This is a genomic window from Streptomyces sp. NPDC015171, from assembly GCF_043079545.1.
Taxonomy (GTDB): domain Bacteria; phylum Actinomycetota; class Actinomycetes; order Streptomycetales; family Streptomycetaceae; genus Streptomyces.
In genome coordinates this window covers 166,984-192,015 of sequence record NZ_JBIBUO010000008.1, presented here as the reverse complement: position 1 = coordinate 192,015, position 25,032 = coordinate 166,984, and the positions used below count along the sequence as shown (strand labels likewise).

19 protein-coding genes are annotated in these 25,032 nt (G+C 72.3%); 6 read left to right on the top strand and 13 right to left on the bottom strand.

Annotation, left to right across the window (positions count from 1 at the left end):
* Positions 1-31 precede the first annotated feature (31 nt).
* Complete coding sequence (locus tag ACF073_RS22795; RefSeq protein WP_392072721.1) at positions 32-2,170, bottom strand: trehalose-6-phosphate synthase; 2,139 nt, start codon at positions 2,168-2,170, stop codon at positions 32-34.
* 451 nt (positions 2,171-2,621) lie between these two features.
* Between ACF073_RS22795 and ACF073_RS22790 the strand changes: the two genes are divergently transcribed.
* The 3 genes from ACF073_RS22790 to ACF073_RS22780 all read left to right on the top strand — a co-directional run bounded on the left by ACF073_RS22790 (position 2,622) and on the right by ACF073_RS22780 (position 5,141).
* A complete protein-coding gene (locus ACF073_RS22790; protein WP_392072719.1) occupies positions 2,622-2,840 on the top strand; it encodes a hypothetical protein in 219 nt (72 codons plus the stop codon).
* Positions 2,841-2,936: 96 nt separating this feature from the next.
* The gene (locus tag ACF073_RS22785; RefSeq protein WP_392072717.1) at positions 2,937-3,458 is read left to right on the top strand and encodes a SixA phosphatase family protein; all 522 of its coding nucleotides are present in this window, start codon (positions 2,937-2,939) and stop codon (positions 3,456-3,458) included.
* Positions 3,459-3,629: 171 nt separating this feature from the next.
* On the top strand, positions 3,630-5,141 hold the full coding sequence (locus ACF073_RS22780; protein WP_392072715.1) for a carboxylesterase/lipase family protein: 1,512 nt from the start codon (positions 3,630-3,632) through the stop codon (positions 5,139-5,141).
* A gap of 340 nt (positions 5,142-5,481) precedes the next feature.
* Here ACF073_RS22780 and ACF073_RS22775 read toward each other — a convergent pair whose 3' ends face one another.
* The 5 genes from ACF073_RS22775 to ACF073_RS22755 form a co-directional block, all read right to left on the bottom strand.
* Positions 5,482-7,113 (bottom strand): phosphodiester glycosidase family protein, encoded by a 1,632-nt coding sequence (locus tag ACF073_RS22775; protein WP_392072713.1) that lies wholly within the window; start codon positions 7,111-7,113, stop codon positions 5,482-5,484.
* Positions 7,114-7,274: 161 nt separating this feature from the next.
* Complete coding sequence (locus ACF073_RS22770; RefSeq protein ID WP_392072711.1) at positions 7,275-8,444, bottom strand: anhydro-N-acetylmuramic acid kinase; 1,170 nt, start codon at positions 8,442-8,444, stop codon at positions 7,275-7,277.
* 109 nt (positions 8,445-8,553) lie between these two features.
* Positions 8,554-10,113 (bottom strand): sodium:solute symporter, encoded by a 1,560-nt coding sequence (locus ACF073_RS22765; protein WP_392072709.1) that lies wholly within the window; start codon positions 10,111-10,113, stop codon positions 8,554-8,556.
* Positions 10,114-10,409: 296 nt separating this feature from the next.
* Positions 10,410-11,936, bottom strand: a complete 1,527-nt coding sequence (locus ACF073_RS22760) for a methionine--tRNA ligase (protein WP_392072707.1) — start codon at positions 11,934-11,936, stop codon at positions 10,410-10,412.
* A gap of 876 nt (positions 11,937-12,812) precedes the next feature.
* Complete coding sequence (locus ACF073_RS22755; protein ID WP_392072705.1) at positions 12,813-14,285, bottom strand: MFS transporter; 1,473 nt, start codon at positions 14,283-14,285, stop codon at positions 12,813-12,815.
* A 330-nt stretch (positions 14,286-14,615) separates the two neighbouring features.
* Here ACF073_RS22755 and ACF073_RS22750 point away from each other — a divergent pair, with 330 nt between their 5' ends.
* Both ACF073_RS22750 and ACF073_RS22745 read left to right on the top strand, forming a co-directional pair.
* Positions 14,616-14,987, top strand: coding sequence for an ArsR/SmtB family transcription factor (locus ACF073_RS22750; RefSeq protein ID WP_392072704.1), 372 nt, complete (start codon positions 14,616-14,618; stop codon positions 14,985-14,987).
* Between the two features lie 100 nt (positions 14,988-15,087).
* Positions 15,088-16,173, top strand: coding sequence for an LLM class flavin-dependent oxidoreductase (locus ACF073_RS22745; RefSeq protein ID WP_392072702.1), 1,086 nt, complete (start codon positions 15,088-15,090; stop codon positions 16,171-16,173).
* 184 nt (positions 16,174-16,357) lie between these two features.
* Here the strand turns inward: ACF073_RS22745 and ACF073_RS22740 are convergent, their stop codons facing one another.
* On the bottom strand, positions 16,358-17,089 hold the full coding sequence (locus tag ACF073_RS22740; RefSeq protein WP_392072700.1) for an SDR family oxidoreductase: 732 nt from the start codon (positions 17,087-17,089) through the stop codon (positions 16,358-16,360).
* Between the two features lie 95 nt (positions 17,090-17,184).
* Between ACF073_RS22740 and ACF073_RS22735 the strand changes: the two genes are divergently transcribed.
* Complete coding sequence (locus ACF073_RS22735) at positions 17,185-18,036, top strand: LysR family transcriptional regulator (protein ID WP_392072698.1); 852 nt, start codon at positions 17,185-17,187, stop codon at positions 18,034-18,036.
* 66 nt (positions 18,037-18,102) lie between these two features.
* Here ACF073_RS22735 and ACF073_RS22730 read toward each other — a convergent pair whose 3' ends face one another.
* The 6 genes from ACF073_RS22730 to ACF073_RS22705 all read right to left on the bottom strand — a co-directional run bounded on the left by ACF073_RS22730 (position 18,103) and on the right by ACF073_RS22705 (position 24,861).
* Positions 18,103-19,128 (bottom strand): methyltransferase, encoded by a 1,026-nt coding sequence (locus tag ACF073_RS22730; RefSeq protein WP_392072696.1) that lies wholly within the window; start codon positions 19,126-19,128, stop codon positions 18,103-18,105.
* A gap of 126 nt (positions 19,129-19,254) precedes the next feature.
* Complete coding sequence (locus ACF073_RS22725) at positions 19,255-20,166, bottom strand: Gfo/Idh/MocA family protein (RefSeq protein WP_392072694.1); 912 nt, start codon at positions 20,164-20,166, stop codon at positions 19,255-19,257.
* Complete coding sequence (locus tag ACF073_RS22720) at positions 20,163-20,663, bottom strand: flavin reductase family protein (RefSeq protein WP_392072692.1); 501 nt, start codon at positions 20,661-20,663, stop codon at positions 20,163-20,165. The genes ACF073_RS22725 and ACF073_RS22720 overlap by 4 nt, the downstream gene beginning before the upstream one ends.
* 287 nt (positions 20,664-20,950) lie before the next feature.
* Positions 20,951-22,486, bottom strand: a complete 1,536-nt coding sequence (locus tag ACF073_RS22715; protein WP_392072689.1) for a trehalose-6-phosphate synthase — start codon at positions 22,484-22,486, stop codon at positions 20,951-20,953.
* Entirely contained in the window at positions 22,483-23,553 is a 1,071-nt protein-coding gene (locus tag ACF073_RS22710) for a zinc-binding dehydrogenase (RefSeq protein ID WP_392072687.1), read from the bottom strand. Before ACF073_RS22710 ends, ACF073_RS22715 begins: the two co-directional genes overlap by 4 nt.
* Before the next feature lie 108 nt (positions 23,554-23,661).
* The gene (locus ACF073_RS22705; protein ID WP_392072685.1) at positions 23,662-24,861 is read right to left on the bottom strand and encodes an acyl-CoA dehydrogenase family protein; all 1,200 of its coding nucleotides are present in this window, start codon (positions 24,859-24,861) and stop codon (positions 23,662-23,664) included.
* Positions 24,862-25,032: the final 171 nt, after the last annotated feature.

The following is a 25,032-nucleotide window of genomic DNA, read 5'->3' as shown; positions in this document are numbered from 1 at the left end:
CACGGGCCCGCGCCACTGTGCCGGTCCGCCTTCAGCCCGAGGCGGGGATCGTGCGCACGATGGCGTGGGCCCATTCGGCCGGGGTGGGCGTGCTGAGCCGGGCCGCGAGCCGCGCGCTGTGGCGGCGGCGTTCCGGTCCGCTCATCGTCAGGGCACGGTGGAGTGTGTCGACCAGGCTCCGGGGTGACGCCGGGTCGGTCAGCAGCGCGGCCTCGCCGAGGTGCTCCGCCGCTCCGGCGTGCCGGGACAGCACGAGGACGCCGCTGTGCCCGGCCGCCCGTCTGGAGACGACGTACTCCTGGGCGGTGAGGTTCATCCCGTCGGCGAGGGACGTCACCCAGTACACGTCCGCCGCGAGGTAGTTGTCGATGATCTGCGGGAAGGGCAGCGAGCGCGGTATGTAGTCGACGGGCTGCCAGGCGGTCGTGGCCCAGCGGGAGTTGACTTCGGCGATCGCCTTCTCCAGTTCCCTGCGGGTCGTCTCGTAGGCGCGGATTCCCGGTTCGGGCGGCGGGCAGATCAGCCGGAAGCGCACGCGGCCGCGCAGGTCCGGCGCGCGGTCGAGCAGGGCGGCGAGGGCCCGCACCTTGTGCACCGGGGCCTTGGCGTAGTCGAGCCGTTCCACGGAGAGGACCAGCTGGCCGCCGTCACTCCGGCGGCGGCGTGCCGCGCGCCGTCGGGCCTGGGCTTCGACGGCGCCGCGGTCGATGCCCAGGGGGTGGACGCCGACCCGGGGCGGACTCGGGGCGTCCGCGAGGAGCAGTTCGAAGTGGCGGGCGTGGGCGGCGGTGTGGAATCCGGCCCAGTCCAGGTGGGTGAGCGAGGCGCACAGCTGGTCGGCCGCGGGCAGGCGGCGGAAGGTGTCCGGGGCGGGGAAGGGGGTGTGGTGGAACATGCCGATGCTGAGGTCGGGGCGGCGCGGCTTGAGGAGGCCGGGCACGAGCCACAGGTTGTAGTCGTGCAGCCAGACGGTGGCGCCGTGCGCGGCATGGGCGTCTATGTGGTCGGTGAAGGCGGCGTTGACCTCCTCGAAGTCGGCCCAGTGCCGCGGGTCGTGGCGGATGAGGTCGGGCTGGGACATCAGGGCGGGCCACAGCGTCTCCTTGCAGGCGCCGTGGAAGTAGCCCGCCCAGGTGCCGGACGCGACGGGCAGCAGGGCCAGGGGCAGTGCGGTGGGAGGTTCCGGGGGTGTGCGCGGCGGCGCCGGGGTGTCCCGGGCGGCGGGCTGTCCGGTGACGAGTGCGGCCGCCCACACGGTGCCCTCGGCGAGGGTGTGCGGTGCCAGGGCGGCGGTGAGGGTGGGCAGGATGCCGTTGGGGCTGGCGGGCGCCCGCCAGCGGCCGTCGGACCAGTGCAGGGGCGGTCGGTGGTAGCCGATGACCACGCGTGCGGCCGGGCTGATCCAGCCCAGGTGTTCCATGGCGGACAGGATCGCCGCCGCCCCGTCGAGTTCCGGACGGTGCACGTGCGCTCCGGACGGTGCGGACGCGGCCAGCGCGGGCTCGGAGTTCCCCATGATCACGCCATGGGCGCCCAGGGCGAAGAGCGAGAGATCGTTGAGGGAGTCGCCCGCTACCAGCAGCGCGCCGGCGGGCCAGCCGAGCATGCGGGCCAGTTCCCGTACGGCCGTGCCCTTGCTCGCGTTGCGGGGCAGGACGTCGAAGTAGCGGCCGGCGGAATAGGTCCACGAGCAGCCCAGGCCGGCCACGGCCGCCTTCAGGTCTCCGGTCAGGTGCTCGGGGGACAGGTAGAAGGAGCAGCGCCCTTCCTGGACGACGCCGTCCTGGTGGGCCAGACCGGGAAAGCCCCGCAGCGCGGCGCGTACGCGGCGGGTGCCGGGCCATCCGGCGCGCAGGCGGGCCTCCAGGGTGCCGACATGGCTGAGCGTGGTGCCGTCGACGACGCTGGCGCCGACGTCGGCGACGATCCAGCGGGCCTGCGGCACGAGCGGGTCGCTCCGGAGGACCGAGCGCACGGAGGAGAGGGACCGGCCGGTGGCGAAGACCACGGTGATGTCCGGGTGCAGGGCCAGCACGTGCCGCAGCCTCCGGCGGGCGCGCTCGTCGCCGCCGAGGAGGGTGCCGTCGAGATCGCTGACCAGGACGCGGGCACCGGTGTGCGCCGGTGCCGGGGCGGTGGGGCGGTCGGTGCGACGGTGCAGGGTGTCCATCACTCCTCCTCAACCGTGTGCCGGTCGCGTGCCCGGACACGGAGCCGTGGGACCCGCCCCCGGCATCCGCCCGGGAGCCTCGGCCGGGGCCCGTCCCGGGGACGGGGGCCCTGCCCGGCGGCGTACCGGACGGCGGCCGGCGACTGCCTCGGCGTCGCCGGGCGGGCTTGTGACCCGGGGACAGGGCCCGCGGGCTCCTGATCCCGGGGCAGAGCGCTGTATCCCAGGGCAGAGCGCTGTCCGGCGCCCTCCCGGCCGGGCCGACCGTCGGCCTCACCGCGTCGGCCACGCGGGGACTACGCTCAGTAGCCAGCCGAGAGCTTACGGTGCTATCTTCGGGCAGATCAACCCCGTCGGCAGCCCGAGCGGACGCCCCCGGGGATCCAGCGCCCACATCACCTGGCAGGCCGACACTCCCGCACCCACCCCGCCGTACTGTCCCGGAGGCTTCATGCGCAAGGCCGATCCCGCACTGGACGAACTGGAGTCCGCCGCGCGCGACGCGCCCGCGGAGCTGGTCGCCCGCCTGCTGCGCAGCGAAGAGCCCCGCACCGCTCGGCTCGGACGGGCGATCCGCGACATCCAGAGCCGCCTCTCCGACCCGGCACCGGCACACACGCCCTGCGGCGACGGCCGCATCGACCCGATCACCCATGACCCGGGCTGGTGAACGTGGGCCCGATGTGCGCACCGAGTTGGCCCGCCCGGATGAATGCGGCGCCGTTCGGCCTGGTGGAAGGCTGTTCAGGCGCGAGGATGGGCCGCTATGAGCATTGAAACGATCCGGCGGCGCGTGGTCCTTATGCGCCACAGCAAGGCCGACTGGTCCGACCAGGACGACCACGAGCGCCCCCTCTCGGAACGCGGCCTCCGGGACGCGCCCGTGACCGGCCGCTGGATCGCGGGCTCCGGCGTCGTCCCCGACCTGGCCCTGTGCTCGACGGCCGTACGCTGCCGCGACACCTGGAAGCTGGTGCAGCCCGAGCTGTCCCAGCGGCCGAGGACGGTGCACGACGAGCGTCTCTACGAGGCATCGCTCGGCGAGCTGATCGCTGTCCTGAACGAGGTCCCCGACGACGTCTCCGATCTGGTGGTCGTCGGGCACAACCCGGGGATGCACGCGCTGGCCGATGCCCTCGCGGGCGAGGTCGACGGCGATCTGCTGGCACGGATGAACCGCAGCGGCTTCCCCACCTCCGCGATCGCCGTGCTCACCTTCAGCGGCTCCTGGAAGGCCGTTGAGCACGGCAGTGGACACCTGGTCGCCTTCTGGTCGCCGCACGCCTAGTGGTGCCGCGTCAGGTCCGCGCGGACGCCGAGGACCTGGCGGAGGGTCAGGAGCGACCCGGCCGCGTTCGGACGGACACCCCCTGGCAGGCTGGGAGCCGTGTCAGACACACTGTCCGAGCCGGTGGCGCTCCGGGCAGCCGACCATGTCGCGTGTGCTGGGGGGGAGCCCGTGGATGTCCGCAGGACGAAGGACGGTTCGGTCCGGGGCCATCGGCCGGCCCCCGATGTCGTGGCGTTCCTCGGCATTCCGTACGCCGCCGCGCCCTTCGGGGCCAACCGCTTCAGAGAGCCGCGCCCGGTCGAGGCGTGGCAGGGTGTCCGTGAGTGCGGGCACTTCGGACCGGTGGCCCCGCAGTCGGCGTGGCTTCCGGGGGCGCCGTCCTGGTCGCCCGGCGATGAGGACATCCTGACACTCAACGTCTGGACTCCGGCATCCGGTGCGGGCCAGGTGCCGGTCCTGGTGTGGATCCATGGCGGCGCCTACACCTTCGGCTCCTCCGCGCAGCCCGACTTCGACGGTACCGCCCTGGCTGGTGCCGGGCTGGTGGTGGTGACCTTCAACTACCGTCTCGGTTTCGAAGGCTTCGGTCACATTCCGGCCGGCGCCGAGCCCCCGTACCCGGAGAACCGGGGCCTGCTCGACCAGATCGCGGCGTTGCGGTGGGTGCGGGAGAACATCGCCGCCTTCGGCGGAGACCCGGCCAATGTCACGGTGGCGGGGCAGTCCGCCGGGGCGACCTCGGCCGCCTGTCTGATGGCGATGGACCGGGCGGCCGGGCTGTTCCGCCGGGTCATCGCGCACAGCGCCGTCGGCCCGTGCTACTCGACGGAACTCGCGGCCGAGACGACCCGGAGGGTCGCCGAGGCGGCCGGCATTACCGCCACCGCCGCGCAGCTGACGTCCGCGACCCCGCACGCGCTGGTCGCGGCCTCCGATCGGGTCGTGGACGGCTACCGGCGGGATCCGGATTCCGGGCCCCGCCACTACAACCCGGTGATCTACGGTCCGGTCGTCGACGGGGAGATCCTGCCCGGCGACCCCCTGTCCGGGCGGGCCGCCGGAACTTCGAGGGCGGTGGACCTCCTGGTGTCCCACACCACTGAGGAGTGCTGGCTGATGGACGCCGTCGGCAGTACCGCGAAAGTCACCACCGACGCACAACTGGCCAGGTTCGCCCAGGACTTCCGGCTCCCCGAAGCCGTGGTGCCGGGATACCGGGAGCTGATGCCCGCCGCCGCGGTCCTCGACGTCTACCTCGCGATCTTCGGCGACCTGCTGTTCAGCGAGTACACCAGGCGGCTGGCGGAGCGGCACGCACAGGCCGGTGGCCGAACGTTCACGTCCTGCTTCGCCCGCCACCGCGAGGCCCCCGAGGGAGTGGTGCGCGCCTGGCACTGCGCCGACGTCCCCTTCGCCTTCGGCACTCTCGACCGCAAGAGTGCCGAGTTCCTCGTCGGAGGTCGCCCCGACGCCGCGGACCATGAGCTGTCCCGGCGCATGATGGGGGCGTGGGTCGACTTCGCCACCACGGGGGATCCGGGCTGGTCCCCCCTGAACGGGCCGACGGCGAGCCCGCACGTCTGGGACACCGCGGACTCTCCCGCGGGGGCGCAGGCCCCCGCGGCCCGCACCCTGTTGGCCGACGTGGACTTCTCGCCCCTTCGGCTTCCGGATGCGTGACCGGTGACAGGTCACGTGACCGCGGACGACACACGTCCCCTATATCCCTTTTTTCCGCACCGACGCGGAGTGAACACGCAGGTGAGCGACTACTCCCGGCCCGCCGCCGGACCGCGGGCTCCGGAAGCGTGGGCGCGTGTCCGGGGCCGAGGCGAGACGGCTCTTCCCTTTTCACGGACGGAAGCGTAGGTTCCGGTTACCCCGCGGCGACGCCCTTCGAGGCGTTGGCCCGCCCGTCCCGGGACGGCGGGCCACGCGGGGGCCAACTTCACACCCTGCGCGCCCGTACCGCCGGCGCGTCGCGGCCCGCCCGCGGCCCGCGGTGGGGCATCGGCCGCTGTCAGTGATCCGCCGGCAGGACCTGCACGGTGTCACCGACCGCGCGCTCACCGGCGGCATCGGACGGCTCGTTGACCAGACGGCCGTTGACGGCCATCGCGGTGGACCCGCCACCGTCGAGGTTCATCGCCTGGACGGCACCGAGCGACCTCATGAACGCGGCGGCCTCGTAGAGGGTGAAACCCTCGCTCCCGTTCTTCAGGCGTCCGTCCACCGTCGCGAGGATCAGCCGTCCGCGTCCGTCGATACCCGCCAAGGTGCGCGGCTGGCGGACGTTGGCCCACGCGTAGCCGAAGGATGTGTACGCCGGGTCGACCACGCCTTCGGCGGCGGCGTCGATGTCGATATGGCCGTCCTTCACGAGCGTCGGTGCCGCGCTGACGACGGAGTCGTCGGCGCGGAGTGCGATGCGCCTGCCCTCGGCGGTACGGACGTCCTCGCCGAGCTTGATACGGCTGTACGGCTCGGCGCGCGCCGTGAGCCAGTCGGCCGCCCTGCCGATGCCCTGCAGCACCCGTCCGCCCGCCGGGACGCGACCGCCGCGCGCGCCGGCGGAGACCACGCGGCCCGACGCGTCCAGCACGGCCTGCGCTCCGGGCCCCGTCGGCAGGCCGGCGCGGAAGGCGGCGGTGAACAGGACCAGGTCATCGGCCAGCCGGCAGGTCACGTCCTGCCAGGGCAGCTCGCTGGGCGTGCCGCCGGGCCGGCCGCAGTCCCGGACCGTGCCGGGCACCCGGTTGATGCCCTGGATCCGGTAGCCGGCCTCGCCCGCCCGGGCGGTGACGGTGCTGGTCAGGTCCGCGATCCGGACGTCGTGACCGCCGTCCCCGATGATCAGGGCGGAGCGGGAGCCGGCCGCCATGGATTCCAGCTCGCCCCGGTAGGCCCCGATCCCGGACACGGTGCCCGGCACGCCGTCGCCCGGCGCCAGCACGAAGAAGCCGCCGTTGACTCCGACGAGCGACCCGAGCTTCCGGGCCACCGCCGAGGTCGTCTCGCGCTGTGCCACGTTGCCGTCATGGGTGGCCTCGACCACCCCGTCGAAGGTCTTCGGGTCGATCACGGCGACATGGACGTTCTCCCGGTCGGCGGGCTCCTGGATGTCGTACCCGGTCCAGGACAGGGCCGTGTGGAACCCGGCCGCGGTGACCGCCGAGGCGGCCGTCCTCGCCTCCTCCTGCGTGGCGAAGCGGCCGACCCGGACCCGGTACCCCATCAGTCCGTGCGGAGTGTCGGCGTAACGGGGCCACCGCACGGGCTCCACCCGGGGCCGGAGGCCGGCCGCGGTCAGCTCGCGCGCCGTGTCCTGGGCCCAGGTGCGGGTGGCGGCCTCGGCCCAGGTGGCGGGTGCGTCCGGATCGTTCGCGGTCCACCGGGTGCTGCTCGGCGCCTGGACCGTGACCGTCCAGGCATGTTCCACGCCGGGGCGCTGGATGACACCGGTGCGCACGAGGACTCCGGGAGCGGGGCTCCGCGTCGTCCACCGCTCGGTCACTTGGCCGTGCGCGGAGCCCGCCCGCGCCGCGCCGGGCAGCAGGGCCGACGCCGTCATGGCGAGCACGGCGCCCGCCGCGAGTCGTGCGCGGACCCGAGCGGAGCGCCGGGCGGCTCCCCGGATGCGGGCGTACCCCATGTACATCCACCTCACGAACGGTTCGGGGACGACCGGACCGACGTACCGCCCGGCCGTCCGGCGCGCGCCTGGGACAACGGTGGTCCACTGCACCGGCCGTAGGTGACAACCAGCGCCCGGCGAGCGGACGTCACCACGACGGCCGTGTGAACTCGGCGGTGTCAGCGCGTGATCCGCAGCAGGCGGGGCGGCTGGACGGCGGGTTCGGGCAGGCGCAGGGGCGACCGGCCGGGGGTGATGCTGCCGAGCACCGAGGCCCGTCGGGCGCCGGTGCCCGACGGGAGGGCGCCGGGCAGGCCGTGGGCGGTCAGGAAGCCCAGGACGGCGAAGGCCAGGGCCTCCTTGGCGTCCGACGGCAGGCCCAGGGCGTCGCTGCGGCGTAGGGGCACGCCGGGCAGTTCCTCGGCGATCGTGGCCATCAGCACCGGATTGCGGGTGCCGCCGCCGGAGACGACGAGCTGGGTGACGCCGTGGGTGCGACACGCCTGGGCAACGGTGACGGCGGTCAGCCGGGTCAGCGTGGCCAGGACGTCGCCGACGGCGGGAACCGGCGCGGCGGCCAGCGCCCGGTGCAGGTAGGGCAGGTGGAAGTGCTCCTTGCCGGTGCTTTTCGGGGCGGGCCTGCGGTAGTAGGCGTCGTCTAGGAGGACGCGCAGCAGTTCGGGGCTGACGCGGCCCCCGGCGGCCCGGCGTCCGCCCTCGTCGTAGGCGGCGGCGCCCTCGGTGAAGTGCCGTACGGCCGCGTCCAGCAGCGCGTTGGCGGGGCCGGTGTCGAAGGCCAGCGGAGCCGCGCCGGGCGCGAGGACGGTGACGTTCGCGATGCCGCCGAGGTTGAGTGCGGCGGGGGTGCCGGGCAGCGCGGACAGCAGCAGGGTGTCGGTCATGGCGACCAGCGGTGCGCCCTGGCCGCCCGCGGCGACGTCCCTGCTGCGCAGGTCGGAGACGACCGGGAGGCCGGTCGCCTCGGCGATCCAGGCGGGCTGGCCGAGCTGGAGGGTGCCGCGGACCGTGCCGTCCTCGACCCAGTGGTGCAGGGTCTGGCCGTGCGAGACCACGAGATCGGCGGTGCCGTCGCACAGTTCGCGCAGAGCGCGCCCCGCGGCGTCGGCGAATGCCCGGCCGATACCGGTGTCCAGGACACAGACGTCCCGCGTGGTCGTCACGGCCGGCGGCAGGGTGGCGGCGATCAGGTCGCGTACGTCGTCCGGGTAGGGGACGGAGAGGTGTCCGAGGGGGCGCAGGAGCAGGCTGTCGCCGTCCAGCGTGAGGTCCGCCGCCGCGGCTTCGATGGCGTCGAACGAGGTGCCCGACATCAGGCCGATCACCCGCATGGCGCCTCCTGGCACGGATCGCGCCGGGCGGCGGCCGGGACCGGCTGCGGCTGGTGCATGAATCCTCCCGGGGGGCCGTCGTCGTACAGGGGCCGCGAAGGTTTCCTCGTCACTCCTGGGCGACGGCCGCCGCCGGCTGGTCGGGACCGCCGTCGCCCACCGGGGCCGGTACGGTCCCGGGTGCCCGGTGGAACAGGCTGGCCACACCGCCCACGGCCAGGGTGACCGCCACACCGAGGGGGACGAGCCACTGCGCGGCGATCGCGGTGGGCACGGCCGTACCGGCCGTACGGACGTCGATCTTGACCTCGCGCACGATGTACGTCATGACGCCGACCGTCACCAGGAACGCGACGACCGCGTCGGGCTCGGTCGCGCGCCGGACCATCCGGCCGAGGAGAAACGCTCCGAGGAGCGCGCCGTAGGTGTAGCCCGCGATGGTCAGACCGGTGAGGTAGACGTTTCCGGTACTGGTGCTGAAGACGCAGGCGAAGACGGCCATCAGCACCGCCCACACCAGGGTCATCAGCCGGGCCAGCCTGAGCAGGAACTCCTCGGAGGGCTCGCCGCGGAAGAAGCTGTGGATGATGTCGGCGACCGTCGAGTTCGACATGGAGTTCAGCGCCGAGGACAGCGACCCCATCGCCGCGCCGAGGATGCCGGCCACGAGCAGACCGGAGACCACCACGGGCAGCCCGTGCAGGATGAAGTCCGGGTAGAGGTTGTCGGAGCTGGTCAGTCCCAGCTCCGTGAAGGTCCTGCCCTGGTTGTACGACCACAGCAGCGCGCCGACGAGGGAGAACGCGGCGAACTGCACCGTGACGAAGACACCGGACGCGATCATGGCCTTCTGGCCGTCCCGCAGCGAGCGGGTGGCCAGCACCCGCTGGACGATCAGCTGGTCGGAGCCGTGGCTGGCCATCGCGAAGATGGCGCCGCCGATGATGGCGGTGGGGAGGGCGAACGGGCTGGTGAGGATGTGCGCGAGGCCGAAGTCGGTGTCGAAGAGGGTGAACCGGCCCGCGTGCAGGGCGCGCTGGAAGCCGTCGCCGCCGACGTGTCCGGCGAGCACGCCGATGGCGAGGAGGGCGCCGCCCAGGTACAGGCCCATCTGGATGGCATCCGTCCAGATGACCGCCTTGATGCCGCCGAGGTAGGTGTAGACGACGGTGATCACCGTGAGCACGATGATGATGACGCGGAAGCTCGCGTGCACGCCGAACTCGTCGAGCAGCAGTTTGATCGGGATGGCGGAGGCGAACAACCGGACTCCTTCGGCGAGGAGCCGGGTGAAGACGAAGGTCACCGAGGCGAGCCCCTGCAGCTTCAGCCCGAACCGGCTGCCGAGGTACTGGTAGGCGCTGACGAAGCCGCCGCGCTTGTACAGCGGGATCAGCGCGGTCGCGACGACGACCCGACCGATGACGTAGCCGAGCGCCAGTTCGACGTTGCCGAAGCCCTGCCCGCTGTACGCGCCGCCGGGCAGGCTGATGACGGTGAGCACGCTGGTCTCGGTGGCGACCACGGAGAAGGAGACGGTCCACCAGGGCATGTGGCCCTCGCCGACGAAGTAGTCCTTCGCCGTCGTCTGCCGGCCCGCCAGGCGCAGTCCGATCAGGGCGATCGCCACCAGATAGACGACGACAACCAAGAGGTCGAGTTGACGCATGCTCACTCCTGGGCAACGGCCGTCGGCGAAGACGGCGCGGCGGGAACCGGGGGCGTCACCCGCACACCGTGAATGAAAGTTTCCTTCTCCCTCCCACTCATACCCCGAAAAGTAATTTCATCGCCCCGTCGGCGTCAACCACCCGGCCAGGCGCACACCGGCAGCCGCACACTGAGCGCGCCATCGGGCGCCGATCGCCCTGGAGCGGCTGCTCCGGAACGGACTTGACGCCCCGTCCGCCGCCTCCCCCCGCGCGGACCGGGGGCACCCCCTCGCGCCCCCGGCTCGGGCGGCTGTCATCCCGGCCGCGCATCCTCCCGCAGCCGCCGGAAGAGCGGCCGTGCCGCCGGCAGCCGGCCCTCGACCGGGGTCAGCTGTGCGGTGATCCGTGTGGCGGCATCGGGGACGAAGGGGTGGAGTTCCCCGGCCAGCACTCGGCACGCGGTGACGAGGGCGGCCAGGACGGTGTCGAGCCGCTCCGCCGCTTCCCTGTCGCCCTGCCGCTCCCGCCGGGCCAGTTCCCAGGGCCGGGTGGTGTCGATACAGCGGTTGGCCTCCTCCACGACGTTCCAGACGGCACGGATCGCGGCCCGGAAGTCGTAGTCGGCCAGGGCCGCGTCGACCAGGCCCGGCACCTTGCGGCAGACGTCCGCCAGCGCCGGCTCGCCGGAGGGCGGCGGGGCGGCGGGCACCGTACCGCCGCGGAAGCGGTGGACCATGGTCACGATGCGGTGGACGAGGTTGCCCGGTCCGCCGGCGAAGTCGGCGTCGGCGCGCGCGGTCAGACGGTCGACGGTGAAGTCGGCGTCCCCGACCCGGGGCACCTCGCGCAGGAGCCACCAGCGCACCGCGTCGGTGCCGTGGGTGTCGGCCAGTGCGACCGGGTCCACGGTGGTGCCGGCGGACTTGCTGATCTTGCGCCCGTCGACGGTGAGGTAGCCGTGAACCAGGATGTCGGTGGGCAGCGGGAGCCCGGCCGACAGCAGGATGGCCGGCCAGTACACGGCGTGGAAGCGTACGACGCCCTTGCCGGCCAGGTGGACGCGGCGCTCGCTGGTCGCCCACCACTGGTCGTAGGCGGTGTCACCGGTGCCGTATCCCAGGCTGGTGACGTAGTTGCCCAGGGCGTCCCACCACACGTAGACGACCTGGCCGGGGTCGCCGGGCACGGGGATGCCCCAGCCTCGGGCGCGGCTGCGGGAGCGGGAGACGGAGAAGTCGCGCAGGCCGCCCTCGATCAGGGCGAGGACCTCGTTGCGGCGGGCGGCGGGCTCGATGCGCAACTCGCCGTCCGAGATCAGCCGGTGCAGGCGGTCGGCGTAGCGGGACAGCCGGAAGAACCAGTTCTCCTCCGCGACGGGCTGCGGTTCGGTGCCGTGCTCGGCGCACCGTCCGTCGACCAGTTCGCCGGGGGTGTAGAACTGCTCGCAGCCCACGCAGTACAGACCCTCGTACGCTCTGCGATACAGGTCGCCGGAGGCGGCGCAGCGGCGCCACAGGCGTTCGACCCCCACGCGGTGGCGCGGGTCGCTGCTGGTGCGGATGAAGTCGTCGAGCGAGAGCGCCAGCGGGCCGCGCAGCGCGGCGAACGCGTCGGCGTTGCGGTCGACGAACGTCTGCACGTCGACGCCGGCCGCCTCGGCGGCCAGCACGTTCTTCAGGGAGTTGTCGTCGGTTCCGCTGACCAGCCGTACCCGCTCGCCCCGCCGGCGGTGGTGGCGGGCCAGGGTGTCCGCCTGGACGAGTTCCAGGGCGAAGCCCAGGTGCGGGCGGGCGTTGACGTACGGGATGGTCGTGGTGATGTAGTGGCGTCGTGCGGTCATCGGTCCTCCCACCGGGTGGCGAGGCCTGATCGCACACAGCCGAGGCCCCGTCCCGGGGCCTCGGATTCGGTACGCGTCCGTGCTCAGCAGCCCCGTCGGCGGGGCATCATCGGGTGCTGGGGCGAAAGCGTGATCATGTGTGCCAGCGTAGCGGCGCGGCGCGCACATCGCACCGCCGTTTCCGTGGCACGGGCGACGTCCGGGCCGTACGGATCCGTCGCACGGCGGCCGGAGAATCCGAGAGGGACGGTGCGCCGCCGTGACGGGGTCCGTCCTCGTGAGCCCTGCGCGGATCGCCTTCGCCGACGAGACCGAACTGCGGCCAGGATGGAGCGGAACCTGGCCGAGCGCGCCGGCCACCTGCACCGGCGGGTGGCGGGCGCGACCGTCATCGAGACCGAACACGCCGTCGCGGCACCGTGAGCCGGAGGTGTCAGCCGATCCGCTCTTGCGGTGTGCGGGTCCGGGGCCTGATGCCGGGGACCGCCGCATCGGGCGCCGCCCGTCGCTCATGACAGGCCCGCCAGCAGGGGCTCCAGCTCGGCGCGCGCTGTCCGGCCGTAGGTCTGGCCGACGAGGCCGAGAGGGTCCGCCGCCACGCGCTTCTACTCCTGCGTTGCGGCGGCTTCGAGGACGGCGGCGGTCAGGGCGCAGCCGAGTTCGGCGGCGCGGCGGCAGGGCGGTTCCCTGGTGATGCGCCCGAGCCCCGCACATGCCGGCAGCGGCCCGGCACATCAGGCGGCGGCAGGCGCAGACCTCGCCGCGGCCGGAAACGTGCCGGGCCGCTGCACCGAGTGCAGGGAGGGAAGGGAACCGGACGGCGGGTGGGAGCCGGGCGGGGGATTACCGGCCCCCGGGGGACCCGCCGTCCGGAGATCAGCGGGCCGCGAGGGCCTCTTCGCCACCGGGTGCGGGGGCGGGCGCGGGCGCCTGCTGCCGCCTCAGGACGAGCGTGACGAGCAGGCCGGCGACCATGCCCGCCGCGGTGAGCATCACCACCAGGAACTCACCGTCCGCCTTGGCCGCCTTCAGCGCCTGGCCGGCCTTGCCCTCCGTGCCGACCTCGGCGATCACGGTGAAGACCGCGAGGCCGATGGCGTTGCCGATGTTGAGGGCGGTGGAGGCGATGCCGTTGGCCACGCCCTGCTCCTGCGGCGCGGTGCCGGTCGCGGCGGCGATCCACATCGCGGTCCAGACGATGCCCTGGCCGACACCGGAGATGATCAGGCCGGGCACCAGCAGACCGTAGTTCGCGTCGGCGTCGAACCCGAAAGCGAGGGCGACCGTGCCGATCAGGCCGACGACGAAGCCGATGATCAGGGTGGTGCGGGTGCCGATCCGGCTGGCGAACCGCTCCCCGAGCTGGGTGCCGGTGGCGATGGCGAGCGACGGGATCAGGAAGCCAAGGCCGGTCTGCAGGGCGCTGTATCCGTGCACGCTCTGCATCAGGACCGTGAGGAAGTACGGCAGGACGCCGAAGGTCGCCATGTAGAGGAAGGTGACGAGCATGCCCACGGTGAGGTTGCGGTTGTGGAAGAGCCGGAACGGCATCAGCGGATCGGAACTGCGGTTCTCGACCACGGCGAAGAGCGCCAGCAGCAGCGCGGAGACGATGAACGCGCCCACCACGAGACCGTCGCCCCAGCCCCGTTCGGGGCCCTCGACGAGGCCGAACACCAGCAGCGTCGCACCGCCGGTGACACTGAGGGAGCCCGGGAGGTCGAACTTGCGGCGCTCGGTGCGGGCGGGGTCGCGCGGGATGACGAACAGCGCGGCGAGAGCGACGAGGCCGCCGAAGGGCACATTGACGTAGAAGACCGCGGGCCAGCCGAAGTTCTCCGTCAGGATGCCGCCCAGGAGCGCGCCGATGGTCAGACCGCTGGCGCCGGCGCCGCCCCAGACCGCGAGGGCCCGGTTCCGCTTGGGACCTTCCTCGAAGAGCGTGTTGATCAGCGAGAGCGTGGACGGCAGCAGCAGGGCGCCCGCGATGCCCTGGACGGCGCGGGCCACGACGATGATCTCGGGGCTGGGCGCGAGGCCACCGGCCAGCGACGACACCGCGTACAGGGACAGGGCGAGGACGAACATCCTGCGCCGGCCCAGCAGGTCGGCCGCACGCCCGCCGAACAGCAGGAAGCCGCCGGCGAAGACGACGTAGGCACTGACCACCAGTTGCTGGGTCTGCCCGGGGAAGCCGAGATCCTTGCCGATCTCGGGCAGCGCCACGAACACGATGTTCAGATCGAGGCCGTACAGCAGCTGTGCCAGGGCCAGCAGCGCCAAGGTCCAGCCCAGGTGACGCGGGACGCCGCCCGTGCTCCCCCGGTGCAGCGCGGATGTAGAGGACATGACAGAGCGCCCCTTCGGGATCCGGTGGTGTGGTTCTCGGAGCTTGAGCGGATATCCGGCAACCGCGGAACGCCGCCGCTTCGTTACGACTGTTCGTATTCTTACGTACGTTGCTTAGTTCGGCAACCTTAGTACAGTCGAACCATTGGGCCGCGTCGGCCGATCCGGCCCGGCGCGGGTGCACCGAGAGGGGATTCATGCAGGCGACAAGCCTCCCGGGGGCGTGGACGGGCGTGTTACGCCATGGCTCCGGCACCCGGAGAGAAGGCAGGGACCGGCCCGGCCGCCACCCGGGGATGGAAAGTATGTATGTAGCGGTACTGTGGGAATATGAGCCGCCATCCAGACCGCGACCAGATTCGGATCGAGAGCGTGCTGTCCGCGCTGGGCAGTCCCGTACGACTCGCCGTCGTCCGTGTGCTCGACGCGGGCGGAGAGCACAACTGCGGCAGCGTACTGGGAATCCTGGGGATCACAGCCAAGTCGACGATGACGCATCACTGGCGCGTGCTGCGCGAGAGCGGTGTCATCTGGCAGCACCCCTCCGGCAGGGAGAACCTGCTGTCACTGCGGCGCGAGGATCTCGACGCGCGCTACCCGGGGCTGCTGGACGCCATCCTGGCGGGGGCCGTGGACGACGAGGTGCTCGAGAAGGCCACGCGTTCCACGCCCGCCGGCGGACAGGCCCGTTCCATCACCTGACCTGCGCATCATCCGGGATCGGCATGGCTCACGCCTCCCCCACAGCCGGTGCGCGGCATCACGACCCGTCGTCACCGCCACACCTGTGAGGAGCCGCACCATGCAATTCGGGATCTACAGCGTCGGCGATGTCACCCCGGACCCGACCACCGGGCGGGTGCCGACCGAACACGAGCGGATCAAGGCCATGGTCCGGGTCGCGGTCAAGGCGGAGGAGGTCGGGCTCGACGTCTTCGCCACCGGCGAGCACCACAACCCGCCCCATGTGCCCTCGTCGCCGACCACCCTGCTCGGGTACGTCGCCGCGCGCACGGAGCGGATCATCCTCTCCACCGCGGTCACCCTGATCACCACGAACGACCCGGTGAAGATCGCGGAGGACTACGCGTTCCTACAGCACCTGGCCGACGGACGCGTCGACCTGGTGCTCGGCCGGGGCAACACCGCCCCCGTCTACCCGTGGTTCGGCCAGGACATCCGGCTCGGCATCCCCCTCGCCCTGGAGAACTACGCGCTGCTGCACCGGCTCTGGCGCGAGGACGTGGTCGACTGGCACGGCAAGTTCCGTACCCCGCTGACCCAGTTCACCGCCACGCCGCGGCCGCTGGACGGCGTACCCCCGTTCGTCTGGCACGGCTCGATCCGCAGCCCCGAGATCGCCGTGCAGGCCGGCCACTACGGCGACGGGTTCTTCGCCAGCAACATCCTCTGGCCGAAGGAACACTTCCAGGACCTGATCCACATCTACCGGCACCACTACGCGCAGAGCGGGCACGGCCGCCCCGACCAGGCCGTCGTCGGGCTCGGCGGGCAGGCCTTCATACGCAAGAAGTCACAGGACGCCATCAGGGAGTTCCGGCCGTACTTCGACAACGCGCCGGTGTACGGGCACGGGCCGTCCCTCGAGGACTTCATGGAGATCACTCCGCTGTCCGTGGGCAGTCCGCAGCAGGTGATCGAGAAGACCCTGCGCTTCCGTGAGTACTTCGGCGACTACCAACGGCAGATGTTCAACATGGACCACGCCGGACTGCCGCTCAAGACCGTGCTGGAGCAACTGGACATGCTCGGTGAGGTGGTTCAGGTGCTGCGCAAGGAGTTCGCCAACCAGCGGCCCGCCGGGGTCGCCGAGCCCCCGGTGCACCCCGCCGTCGCGGCACGGGCCCGGGAGCGCCCCGCCGACTAGGCGAAGGGTGCGAAGGGCCAGTGGTCATGGGCGGCCGGCGAGCGCATGACGGGCCGGCCGCCCCAGCGGTGTCGGCCCACAGCAGGGTGTCTGTTGCGAGGAGGCCGCTGACCTGAGCGATCAGGTCAGCGGCCTTGCGTGGGCGCAGCGGCATCAGCCTGGCGGGTGAGGGCCGCCGCGCGCGTCACCAGGGCACTACGCCGGCGTCGTCGAAGAACTGTCCGGTGGGGCCGTCGTCGGGCAGGGTCGCGAGTTCGACGGCGATCGCCGCGCCCTCTTCGGGGGTGCGCACGCCGCGGAAGCCGTTGAGGTCGGTGGCGACGTAGCCGGGGCAGCCGGAGTTGATCAGGATGTTCGTGCCGCTCAGCTCCCGGGCGTACTGGAGGGTGACGGCGTTCAGGAACGTCTTCGACGGCGCGTACGCCGCGGACACCGGGCCTGCCGTCTGCTCGGCGTCGGGTCCTGACTGCCGGGTGAGGGAGCCGACGCTGCTGGACATGTTCACGATCCGCGGTGCGGCGGAGCGGCGCAGCAGCGGCAGCATCGCGTTGGTGACGCGGACGACGCCGATCACGTTGGTGTCCATGACCGTGTGGATGGTCGCGGGGTCGATCCGGGTGGGCTCCTGCGGCATGTCGCCTGCGATGGCGGCGTTGTTGACGAGCACATCGAGGCGTCCGGCCCGTTCGTCGATCAGCCGTGCGGCGGCGGTCGCGCTCGCGTCGTCGGTCACGTCCAGCGGTACGGCGAACGCGTCGATGCCGGCGGCGCGCAGTTTCTCCACCGCGGCGCTTCGGCGCCGGTCGTCGCGGGCGCCGACACCGACGCTCCAGCCGAGGGCACCGAGGCCCGCGGCGATCTCGTAGCCGATTCCCTTGTTCGCGCCGGTGACCAGCGCGATCGTCCGTTCAGTCATGGGGACGATGCTGCCTGGGGGCCTCGGCCGGGGTCCAAGACCGATCGAGTGCGCGGCGATACCGTGAGGGTATCGATCCGGGATAGCGTGGCCGGATGGAGACCCGGGAACTGCGGTATTTCGTCGCTGTCGCCGAAGAGCTGCACTTCGGGCGTGCCGCGCAGCGGCTCGGGATGGCGCAGCCGCCGTTGTCACGGGCGATCCAGCGGCTCGAACGCCGGCTGGGGGCGGTGCTGTTGGACCGGACCAGTCGCACGGTCACGCTGACCGAGGCCGGATCGGTGCTCTTGGTCGAGGGCCGGGCGGCGCTCGACGCGGTCGAGGCCGCGGAGCGTCGCACCCGCCGCGCCGCCCGCTCCGTGACCGGCCGCCCCGGCCTGGTCCTGGTCACGAAGGCCAGCGCGTCCAGAGAACTGCTGGCGAGACTGCTCGACGCCTACGCCGCCGAACCAGGCGCGGTCCCCGTCGACGTCCTCCTGTGCGGTCCGGCCGAGCAGGAACGACTCCTGCGCGAGGGCCGGGCCGACGTGGCGCTGCTGCACCGGCCGTTCGACTCGACGGCCGGATTCCACACCGAAGAGCTCAGCACGGAGAGTCAGGTCGTGGTGCTGCCGGCCGGGCATCCGCTCACCGCCCGGGCCCATGTGCGCATGGCCGACATCACCGGGCTGCCGGGCCTGCCCCTCCCCCGCTGGCCCGACCCCGACGGCACCTACCCGCCCGGTCCCGGCCCGCGGGTCCGTGACCACGCACAGTTGTTGCAGCTCGTCGCGCTCGGCCGTGCCTGTGCGGTCTCACCGGAGTCGTGCCGAGCCCAACTGCACGGTGACCTCGCCGCCGTGCCCGTGCTGGACGCGCCGGCAGTCACCACGGTGATCGCCTGGCCGCCGCACAGCCGCTCCAGAGCCGTCGCCGACCTCATCCGGACGGCGACACGTCTCCGGTAGCTCCCACCCGCCCGGCCGGCGCCGATCGGGCCGGTGGTGCGGTGCGGCAGATGTGCCGGAGGCCGGTCAGGGCTTGCGGGCGACCAGCACCCCGTTGGCTCCCTGGCCCTCGAACGGCGTGACGCCTTCCGGCTTGAGGCCGAACTCCTCCATCCAGGCCGAGTACTCGGCGGCGGTGTAGTTCCGCCCCCATGTCTCCACGAGCATGTTCAGGCTCATCAGCGCCGCGGGCGCGGGACCGCGCTTGTCGTCGCCGACGAAGGACTCCGTGATGAGCAGGACGCCGCCGGAGGGCAGCGCCTCCGCACAGGACCGCAGGATCTTGCGCGCGTCCTGAACGCCCCAGTCGTGCAGGATGTTGGAGAGCAGGATCGCGTCGTAGCCGCTCGGCACACCGCCGACCTCGAAGAAGTCGCCGGAGGCGAAGGAGATCCGGTCCGCGAGGCCTGCCTTGGCGACCCGCGGCTCGGTCAGCTCGCACACGAACGGCAGGTCGAAGACGGTCGCCTTGAGGTGCGGATAGCGGTTGCACAGCTCGATGTCGTACGCGGCACCGCCGCCGCCCACGTCCAGCAGCGTCTTGACCGAGGTGAAGTCGAAGTGCTCGCCGAGCTGGCCCGCGGTGTACGCCGACAGCGAGTGCATGGCGTCCCAGAAGTGCTCCTTGACCACCGGGTCGTCCGACTGGAACAGCGACTTCTGGTTCTCCACGTCCCAGGTGTGGGGGCGGTTGCCGCGCAGCGAGTCGAGCATCTTGATGTAGGCGGGGTACTCGTGCTTGTCGACCAGCGTCACCCAGCCGCCGAAGTACCGCGGCTTCCCCTTGACCAGGAACTCCTCGGACAACGGGGTGTTGTGGTACGCACCGTCGTCGTCCAGGCGCAGCAGGTCGAGGGAGACGAGCGCGGTCAGCAGCAGCTCCGCGGGACGCTCGGCTGTCCCGTGCCGTGCGGCGAAGCCCGCGAGGGTCGTGCCGCCGCCCCCGGCGAGCTCGGTGAACAGTTCGAGCTCCGTGGCCAGTCCGAGCGCCTTGAAGGCGTAGACGCCGAGGGTCAGATCCATCAGCGGGGTCGGCGTGAGGGGCGAAGTCATGGATGTCCTCCGGTCGTTCATCGGTGACGTGTGACTCGACTCGCTTCGACGGTACGAGGATGTACGAACGCTCTCCAGGGGGGTGCGGCCGAACCACGACGACTTCGGGAGGTGGGACAGGTGGTGTCACCCCGGCTCCGCGCGGGCGGCCCGGTCGACGGCGTCCAGGACACGTGCGGCTCGGACGATCTCCCGGGCGGTCGGGGGCTCCCACCGGACCTCTCCTGTGAGCTGACCGAGGAAGGCCTCCAGCGCGGCGCCGGCCCGGAGCCGCGGCTCGACCGTCACACTCTCCCGCGTCCCCTCGATGTGCAGGAGCATCCCGCCGGGGCGGGACGTCCAGCCCGCCTGGAGCGTCACCGGTACGCCGCCCCAGGACAGGACCGCCGCGCCGCCCGCGTTCAAGGCACTCCCGGGACGGCAGAGGTACGAGGCGCCGCGCACCCGCAGGCCGGCCGACGGGTCCCACCACCCCAGCAGGTCCACGAGATGGACCGCGAGGTCGGCGAAGGCGCCCGCCGCGCCGTGCCGTTCCTCCAGCATCCACCCGGCGGCGCCGGTGAAGGCGCCGTCGAGCAGTCCCGGATGTGTGAACCGGAGGTGCACGCCGGCCAGTTCGCCCAGCGCGCGCTCGGCCAGCAGGGCACGCACATGTCTCAGCTCGGGCGCACATCTGAGGAACATGGCGGTGGTGACCGGCTGCTCGGCCGCCGCGAGCAGCGCCGCCAGCCGGCCGGTCTCCGCGGCCGAGGCCGCCAACGGCTTCTCGACCAGGGCCGGGACACGCGCAGCGACGATGTCCCGCAGCAGCTCGGCGTGGCGCGCGGTGGTGGAGACGACCACGGCCGCGTCGGCCCCGGCCAGCGCCTCGGCCGCGCTCAGTGCGGGCCGGACCCCTGCCACGGGTGAGCGCCGGCCGCTGTAGACGGCGGCCAGCGCGGCCCGGGGGTCGGCGGCCAGCACGTCGAGGTAGTCCGGCAGGTGGACGTGGTCCGTGCCCAGCACCGCGAGCCGGAGCACGGCCGGGGCCCGGGTCATCTCGTCGCGGCCATCTGGTCGTTCGGCACGGGCCGGGCGAACACGCGGTCGCTGTAGACGAGGGGGGCGCGCTCGCCCGTGTGGGTCTCCTCGACCCGGCCGATCAGGATGCTGTGATCGCCTCCGTCGAGGATCTCGTGGGTGGTGCAGGCGATCCGGGCCGTCGCCCCGGGCAGTCCGGGCAGCCCGAGTTCGCAGGGTGTCATGTCGCCGGCCGCGAACCGGTCCACGCCCGAGGTCGCGAAGCGCAGGGCGACATCGCTCTGATGGTGGGCGAGCACGTTGATGAGGAAGTGCGGGGCCGAGGTGAAGGCGCCGTGCGTGCTCGCCCCCTTGTCCAGGCAGATCAGTACGAGCGGCGGGTCGAGGGACAGGGAGCAGAAGGAGCTTCCGGTGAAGCCCCACCGCCGCCCGGACGCGTCGGCCGTGGTGGCCACGGTGACGGGGGCGGGCGCGCGGGACAGGGTCCGGGTGAAGGCGAGCCGGTCTACAGGCATACAGGGATCCGTTCGTGTGTGGAGCGTGGGCGGTACGACGGTGCCGGGACGGCGTGCCGTCCTCAGGGCGGGCCCGCGGGCGCCTTGCCGGCGGCGCCGGCCGCCGAGCCGGACCGTGGAGCACTCGCTGTCCTCCCGCGGCCCGCACGGCCGGGGCCCCGCCCGGCACGGCCGCGCGGTCCCGTCGTGCCGCGCTGCCGCGAGGCGGCAGCCGTGCTCGCCCAGGGGGCTGCGCGGCGCGCGGGGCATGGCGTCCTTGCCATGGCGGCGGTGTCCCGGTGTCAGGCTCAGGCGGTCCGTGCGGCGGGCTCGCCGACCGGCGTGCGGTCGCCGAGCGTGGTCAGGAACGAGCGGGCCCAGTGCCCCACATCGTGGGCGAGCACCTGGGCGCGCAGGTCCCTCATCCGGCGCCCGGCCTCGGCCCGGCTGATGTCCAGGGCCTTCTCCAGGCCGGACTTGACCTCTTCCAGATGGTAGGGGTTGACCTGGAACGCGCTGGTCAGCTCGGCCGCCGCACCGGCGAACTCGCTGAGTACGAGGGCGCCGCGCAGGTCGGCCCGGCAGGCGACGTACTCCTTGGCGACCAGGTTCATGCCGTCGCGCAGCGGCGTGACGAGCATGACGTCGGCCGCGCAGTACAGGGCGGCCAGTTCCTCGCGGCCGACCGAGGTGTGCAGGTAGTGCACGGCCGGACGGCCGACCCGGCCGAACTCGCCGTTGATCCGGCCGACGGTGCGCTCGATGTCCTCCCGCATGCGCAGATAGTGGTCGACGCGTTCCCGGCTCGGCGTGGCGATCTGCACCATCGTGGTCGACTCCGCGCTGACGCGGCCCTCGGCCAGCAGTTCGTGCAGGGCGCGCAACCGGATGTCGATGCCCTTGGTGTAGTCGAGCCGGTCGACGCCGAGGATGATCTTGCGCGGGTCGCCCAGCTCGGCGCGGATCTGCTCCGCCCGCCGCTGGACGTCCCCGCGCCGCGCCAGCCGGTCGAGGTCGGCGGCGTCGACGGAGATGGGGAACGCCCCCACCTTGACGACCCGGCGGCCGGACTCGGGCTCCGCGACGCCGAGGAGCCCCGGTTCGGCGCCGACCTCCGACACGGGCCGTTCCACCCGCACCCCGGCCAGCCGCCGGGCGAGCCACTGGAAGTTGCGGGCGCCGCCCGGCCGGTGGAAGCCGATGAGGTCCGCGCCCAGCAGCCCCTGGACCAGCTGGGTCCGCCAGGGCACCTGCATGAACAGCTCCACCGGCGGAAACGGGATGTGCAGGAAGAAGCCGATCCGCAGGTCGGGCCGCAGCTCCCGCAGCATCGCCGGGACCAGCTGGAGCTGGTAGTCCTGCACCCAGACCGTGGCGCCGGGGGCGCTGATGTCGGCGGTGGCCTGGGCGAATCTGCGGTTGACGTGCACGTACGCGTCCCACCAGCTGCGCCGGTAGCGGGGCGGCATGATCACGTCGTGGTACAGCGGCCACAGGGTCGCGTTGGAGAAGCCCTCGTAGAAGCCGTCGACCTCTTCGGCGCTCAGGGCGACCGGGTACAGGATCAGTTCCTCGTGCCGCCACGCGTGGGCCGGGGTGCCGGCCGGCCCGGCGGTTCCGGGCCAGCCCACCCAGGCACCCCGGTGCGTGCGCAGGAACGGCTCCAGCGCGTTCACCAGGCCGCCGGGGCTGCGCCGCCAGCGCCGGACACCGTCACCGGCGCTCTGCTCCAGGCTCACGGGCAGCCGGTTGGCCACCACCACGAGCCCGGCCCCTGACGCGGGCAGCAAAGCGCCCTGCGGGGCGGGCGCCTCCTTTGCCGCGTCCATCGGCAGCGGATTCATCGCCGGAAGTCGACGATGGTCTTGAGGTCGGTGGTGGAGCGGTAGTTCTCGAAGATGTCCACCAGGCCGTCGTAGTCGTCGAACCGGTGCACGGTCGACAGCAGTGCCTTGCCGTCCACCACGCCCGAGCGCAGCATCTGCATCGCGGAGGCGATCACGTTGGCGCTCTGGTGCATCGGGAAGCTGGTCACGTCGAAGGGCGCCGACCGGATGGTGATGCCCTTGGCGAGCATCAGCCAGGTGTCGAACTTCTGCATCTCCTGGGAGGCGCCGTAGAGGATGTAGCGGCCGCCGGCCTTGAGCTTGCGCATGGCGACGCGGCGCGGGTCCTTGTTCTCGTCGTCGACCCTGACGGTGGGCAGGGCGTCGAAGACGTAGTCGAAGGTGCCTTCCTCGACCCTCTCGATCAGTTCGTCCGGCAGGTAGGCCCGCTCGGAGAACTGCTGCTCGGCGAAGGCGTTGCGGGCCGGGTTGGAGTCCACCGAGACCACGGAGTTGGGTGCCAGGAGGCGTCGGATGACGCTGCCCGCGATGACGCCGATGGGTCCGGTCCCCATGATGAGGACCCGGTCGCCGATCCGCGGCGGGTTGGCCAGCACCGAGCGCAGCGCGCCGGTGACCGGCTCGATGAAGGAGGCCTCGAGGTCGCTCATGTCCTCGGGGATCTTCACGGCGGCCGCGCGGCGGTCGTCGTGGAAGTTGCGGTCGGCGTCGAAGACGTCCTCCTTGACCTGGCCGGAGAAGATCGGCCGGACGGTGCGGTACTCGGCGAAGCCGCCGAAGTCCGTCTGGCCCCAGTAGACGATCCGGTCACCGATCGAGATGTCGGTGCCCGTCCGGTCGAACGCGGAGCCTATGTCGACGACCTCCCCGAGGTACTCGTGCCCGAGGATCACCGGGTACTCGGAAGGGAAGAGGTGGCCTTCGAAGAAGGAGATGTCGGTGGAGCAGATCGAGACGCAGCGCGTCTTCATCAGCAGCCCGTCCGCCGGGGTGGGCGGGACGGGCAGGTCGGCCAGCACCGTCTTGCGCGGGGCGAGGAGTTGCACGGCCTTCATCGTCTGCATGAGTGGGTCCTCGTCGTGTGGTGGGACGTGGTGTGGTCGGGCGTGTGGGTGCCACGGGGCCGGCCGGGCGCCGGGAGCGCCCGGGGCCGGCCGTGGCGGACGGACCGGCTAGCGCCGCATCCGCAGTTCTCCGCCGAGCAGGTACTGCCCGACCGTCTCGAAGTGGGAGGCGGAGAGGGTGATGTGTTTCGTGGCCGAGTGGATGTCCCGGAAGCAGCGCTCCAGCCGGCTGGTCGCGTACACGGATGTGGCACCGGCCAGGGTGAACAGCGAGTCCACCGCTGCCGTGGTCTTCTCGGAGACCGTCGCCGCGGTCAGCCGCACCAGCGAGGTCAGGGCCTCGCCGCCGTCCGTGCCGTGCGCGGTCACCTGCGCCGCGGCATGGTCGATCAGGACATGTGCGATGTGTACGTCCGCCTGTGCGCGGGCCAGCCGGTCCTGGACCGTGTGGCTGGTGGCCAGGGAGCTGGACGCGCCGGTCGCGGTCTTGCGGGCCGCCAGTTCCTTGAAGGCGTTGAGGGCGTCCTGGGCCACCCCGAGGGCGGTGGAGGCGGAGGTGAACGGCCCGAAGTCGTAGTAGCTGATGGCATAGGCGCGTGACGGGCGGTCGGCGGGCGGCCGGTGCATGTCGGCGCCGTCTACGGTGAACTCCCGCGGCACGAAGACCCGCTCCACCCGGTAGTGGTTGCTGCCGGTGCCGCGCAGGCCGACGGTGTGCCAGGTGTCGCGGATCTCGGCGTCGGAGCGCGGCACGAACAGCATGCGCAGCGCGGGTCCCGCGGGGGTCTGGCGGACCTCGCCGCCGTCGGTGACGAACGCGGCGCACACGAGCCAGTCGGCGTGGGCCGAGCCGCTGGCGAACGCCCACTCGCCGGTCAGCAGGTAGCCGCCCTCGACCTCCTCGGCGTGGCCGGAGGGGTTGACTCCGCCCACGACCAGGCCGTCGCTCTCCTTGAAGAGGGTCCGGGACGTGCTCTCCGGCAGGTAGTCGGACAGCCGTCCGATGGCGCCCTGGACGCCCATCTGCCAGGCCACGGAGGCATCGAGCCGGGCGAGTGCCTGGACGACGGCCGAGCCGGTCTCGATGGGCAGTTGCTCGCCGCCGAACTCCTCGGACACCCACATGCGCGTGATGCGCGCGTCGCGCAGGGCCTCGAACACGGGGCGAGGTGTGACCCGGTCGCGTTCGGCCCGCTCGCGGTTCTCCTCGATGACGGGCGCGATCTTCTCCACACGCGCCAGCCAGTCCAGGGTCTGCTCGGACGGGGACGGGCGGAGTATGTCGCCCGCGGCGCCGGCTGAGTTCACAGCAATCTCCATTCGTAAGTACTACAACTTACGTACCAATGGGTACGCGGATGGGCAGCTGACGGGATCGAAGATCGGGAGGGACGCGGGGCCGTATCACGCGGATTCACGGTGATTCTTGGTGAGTCCCTCGCCGAGGAGCAACCTCGACTTGCGGAAGTCGCACGGCGG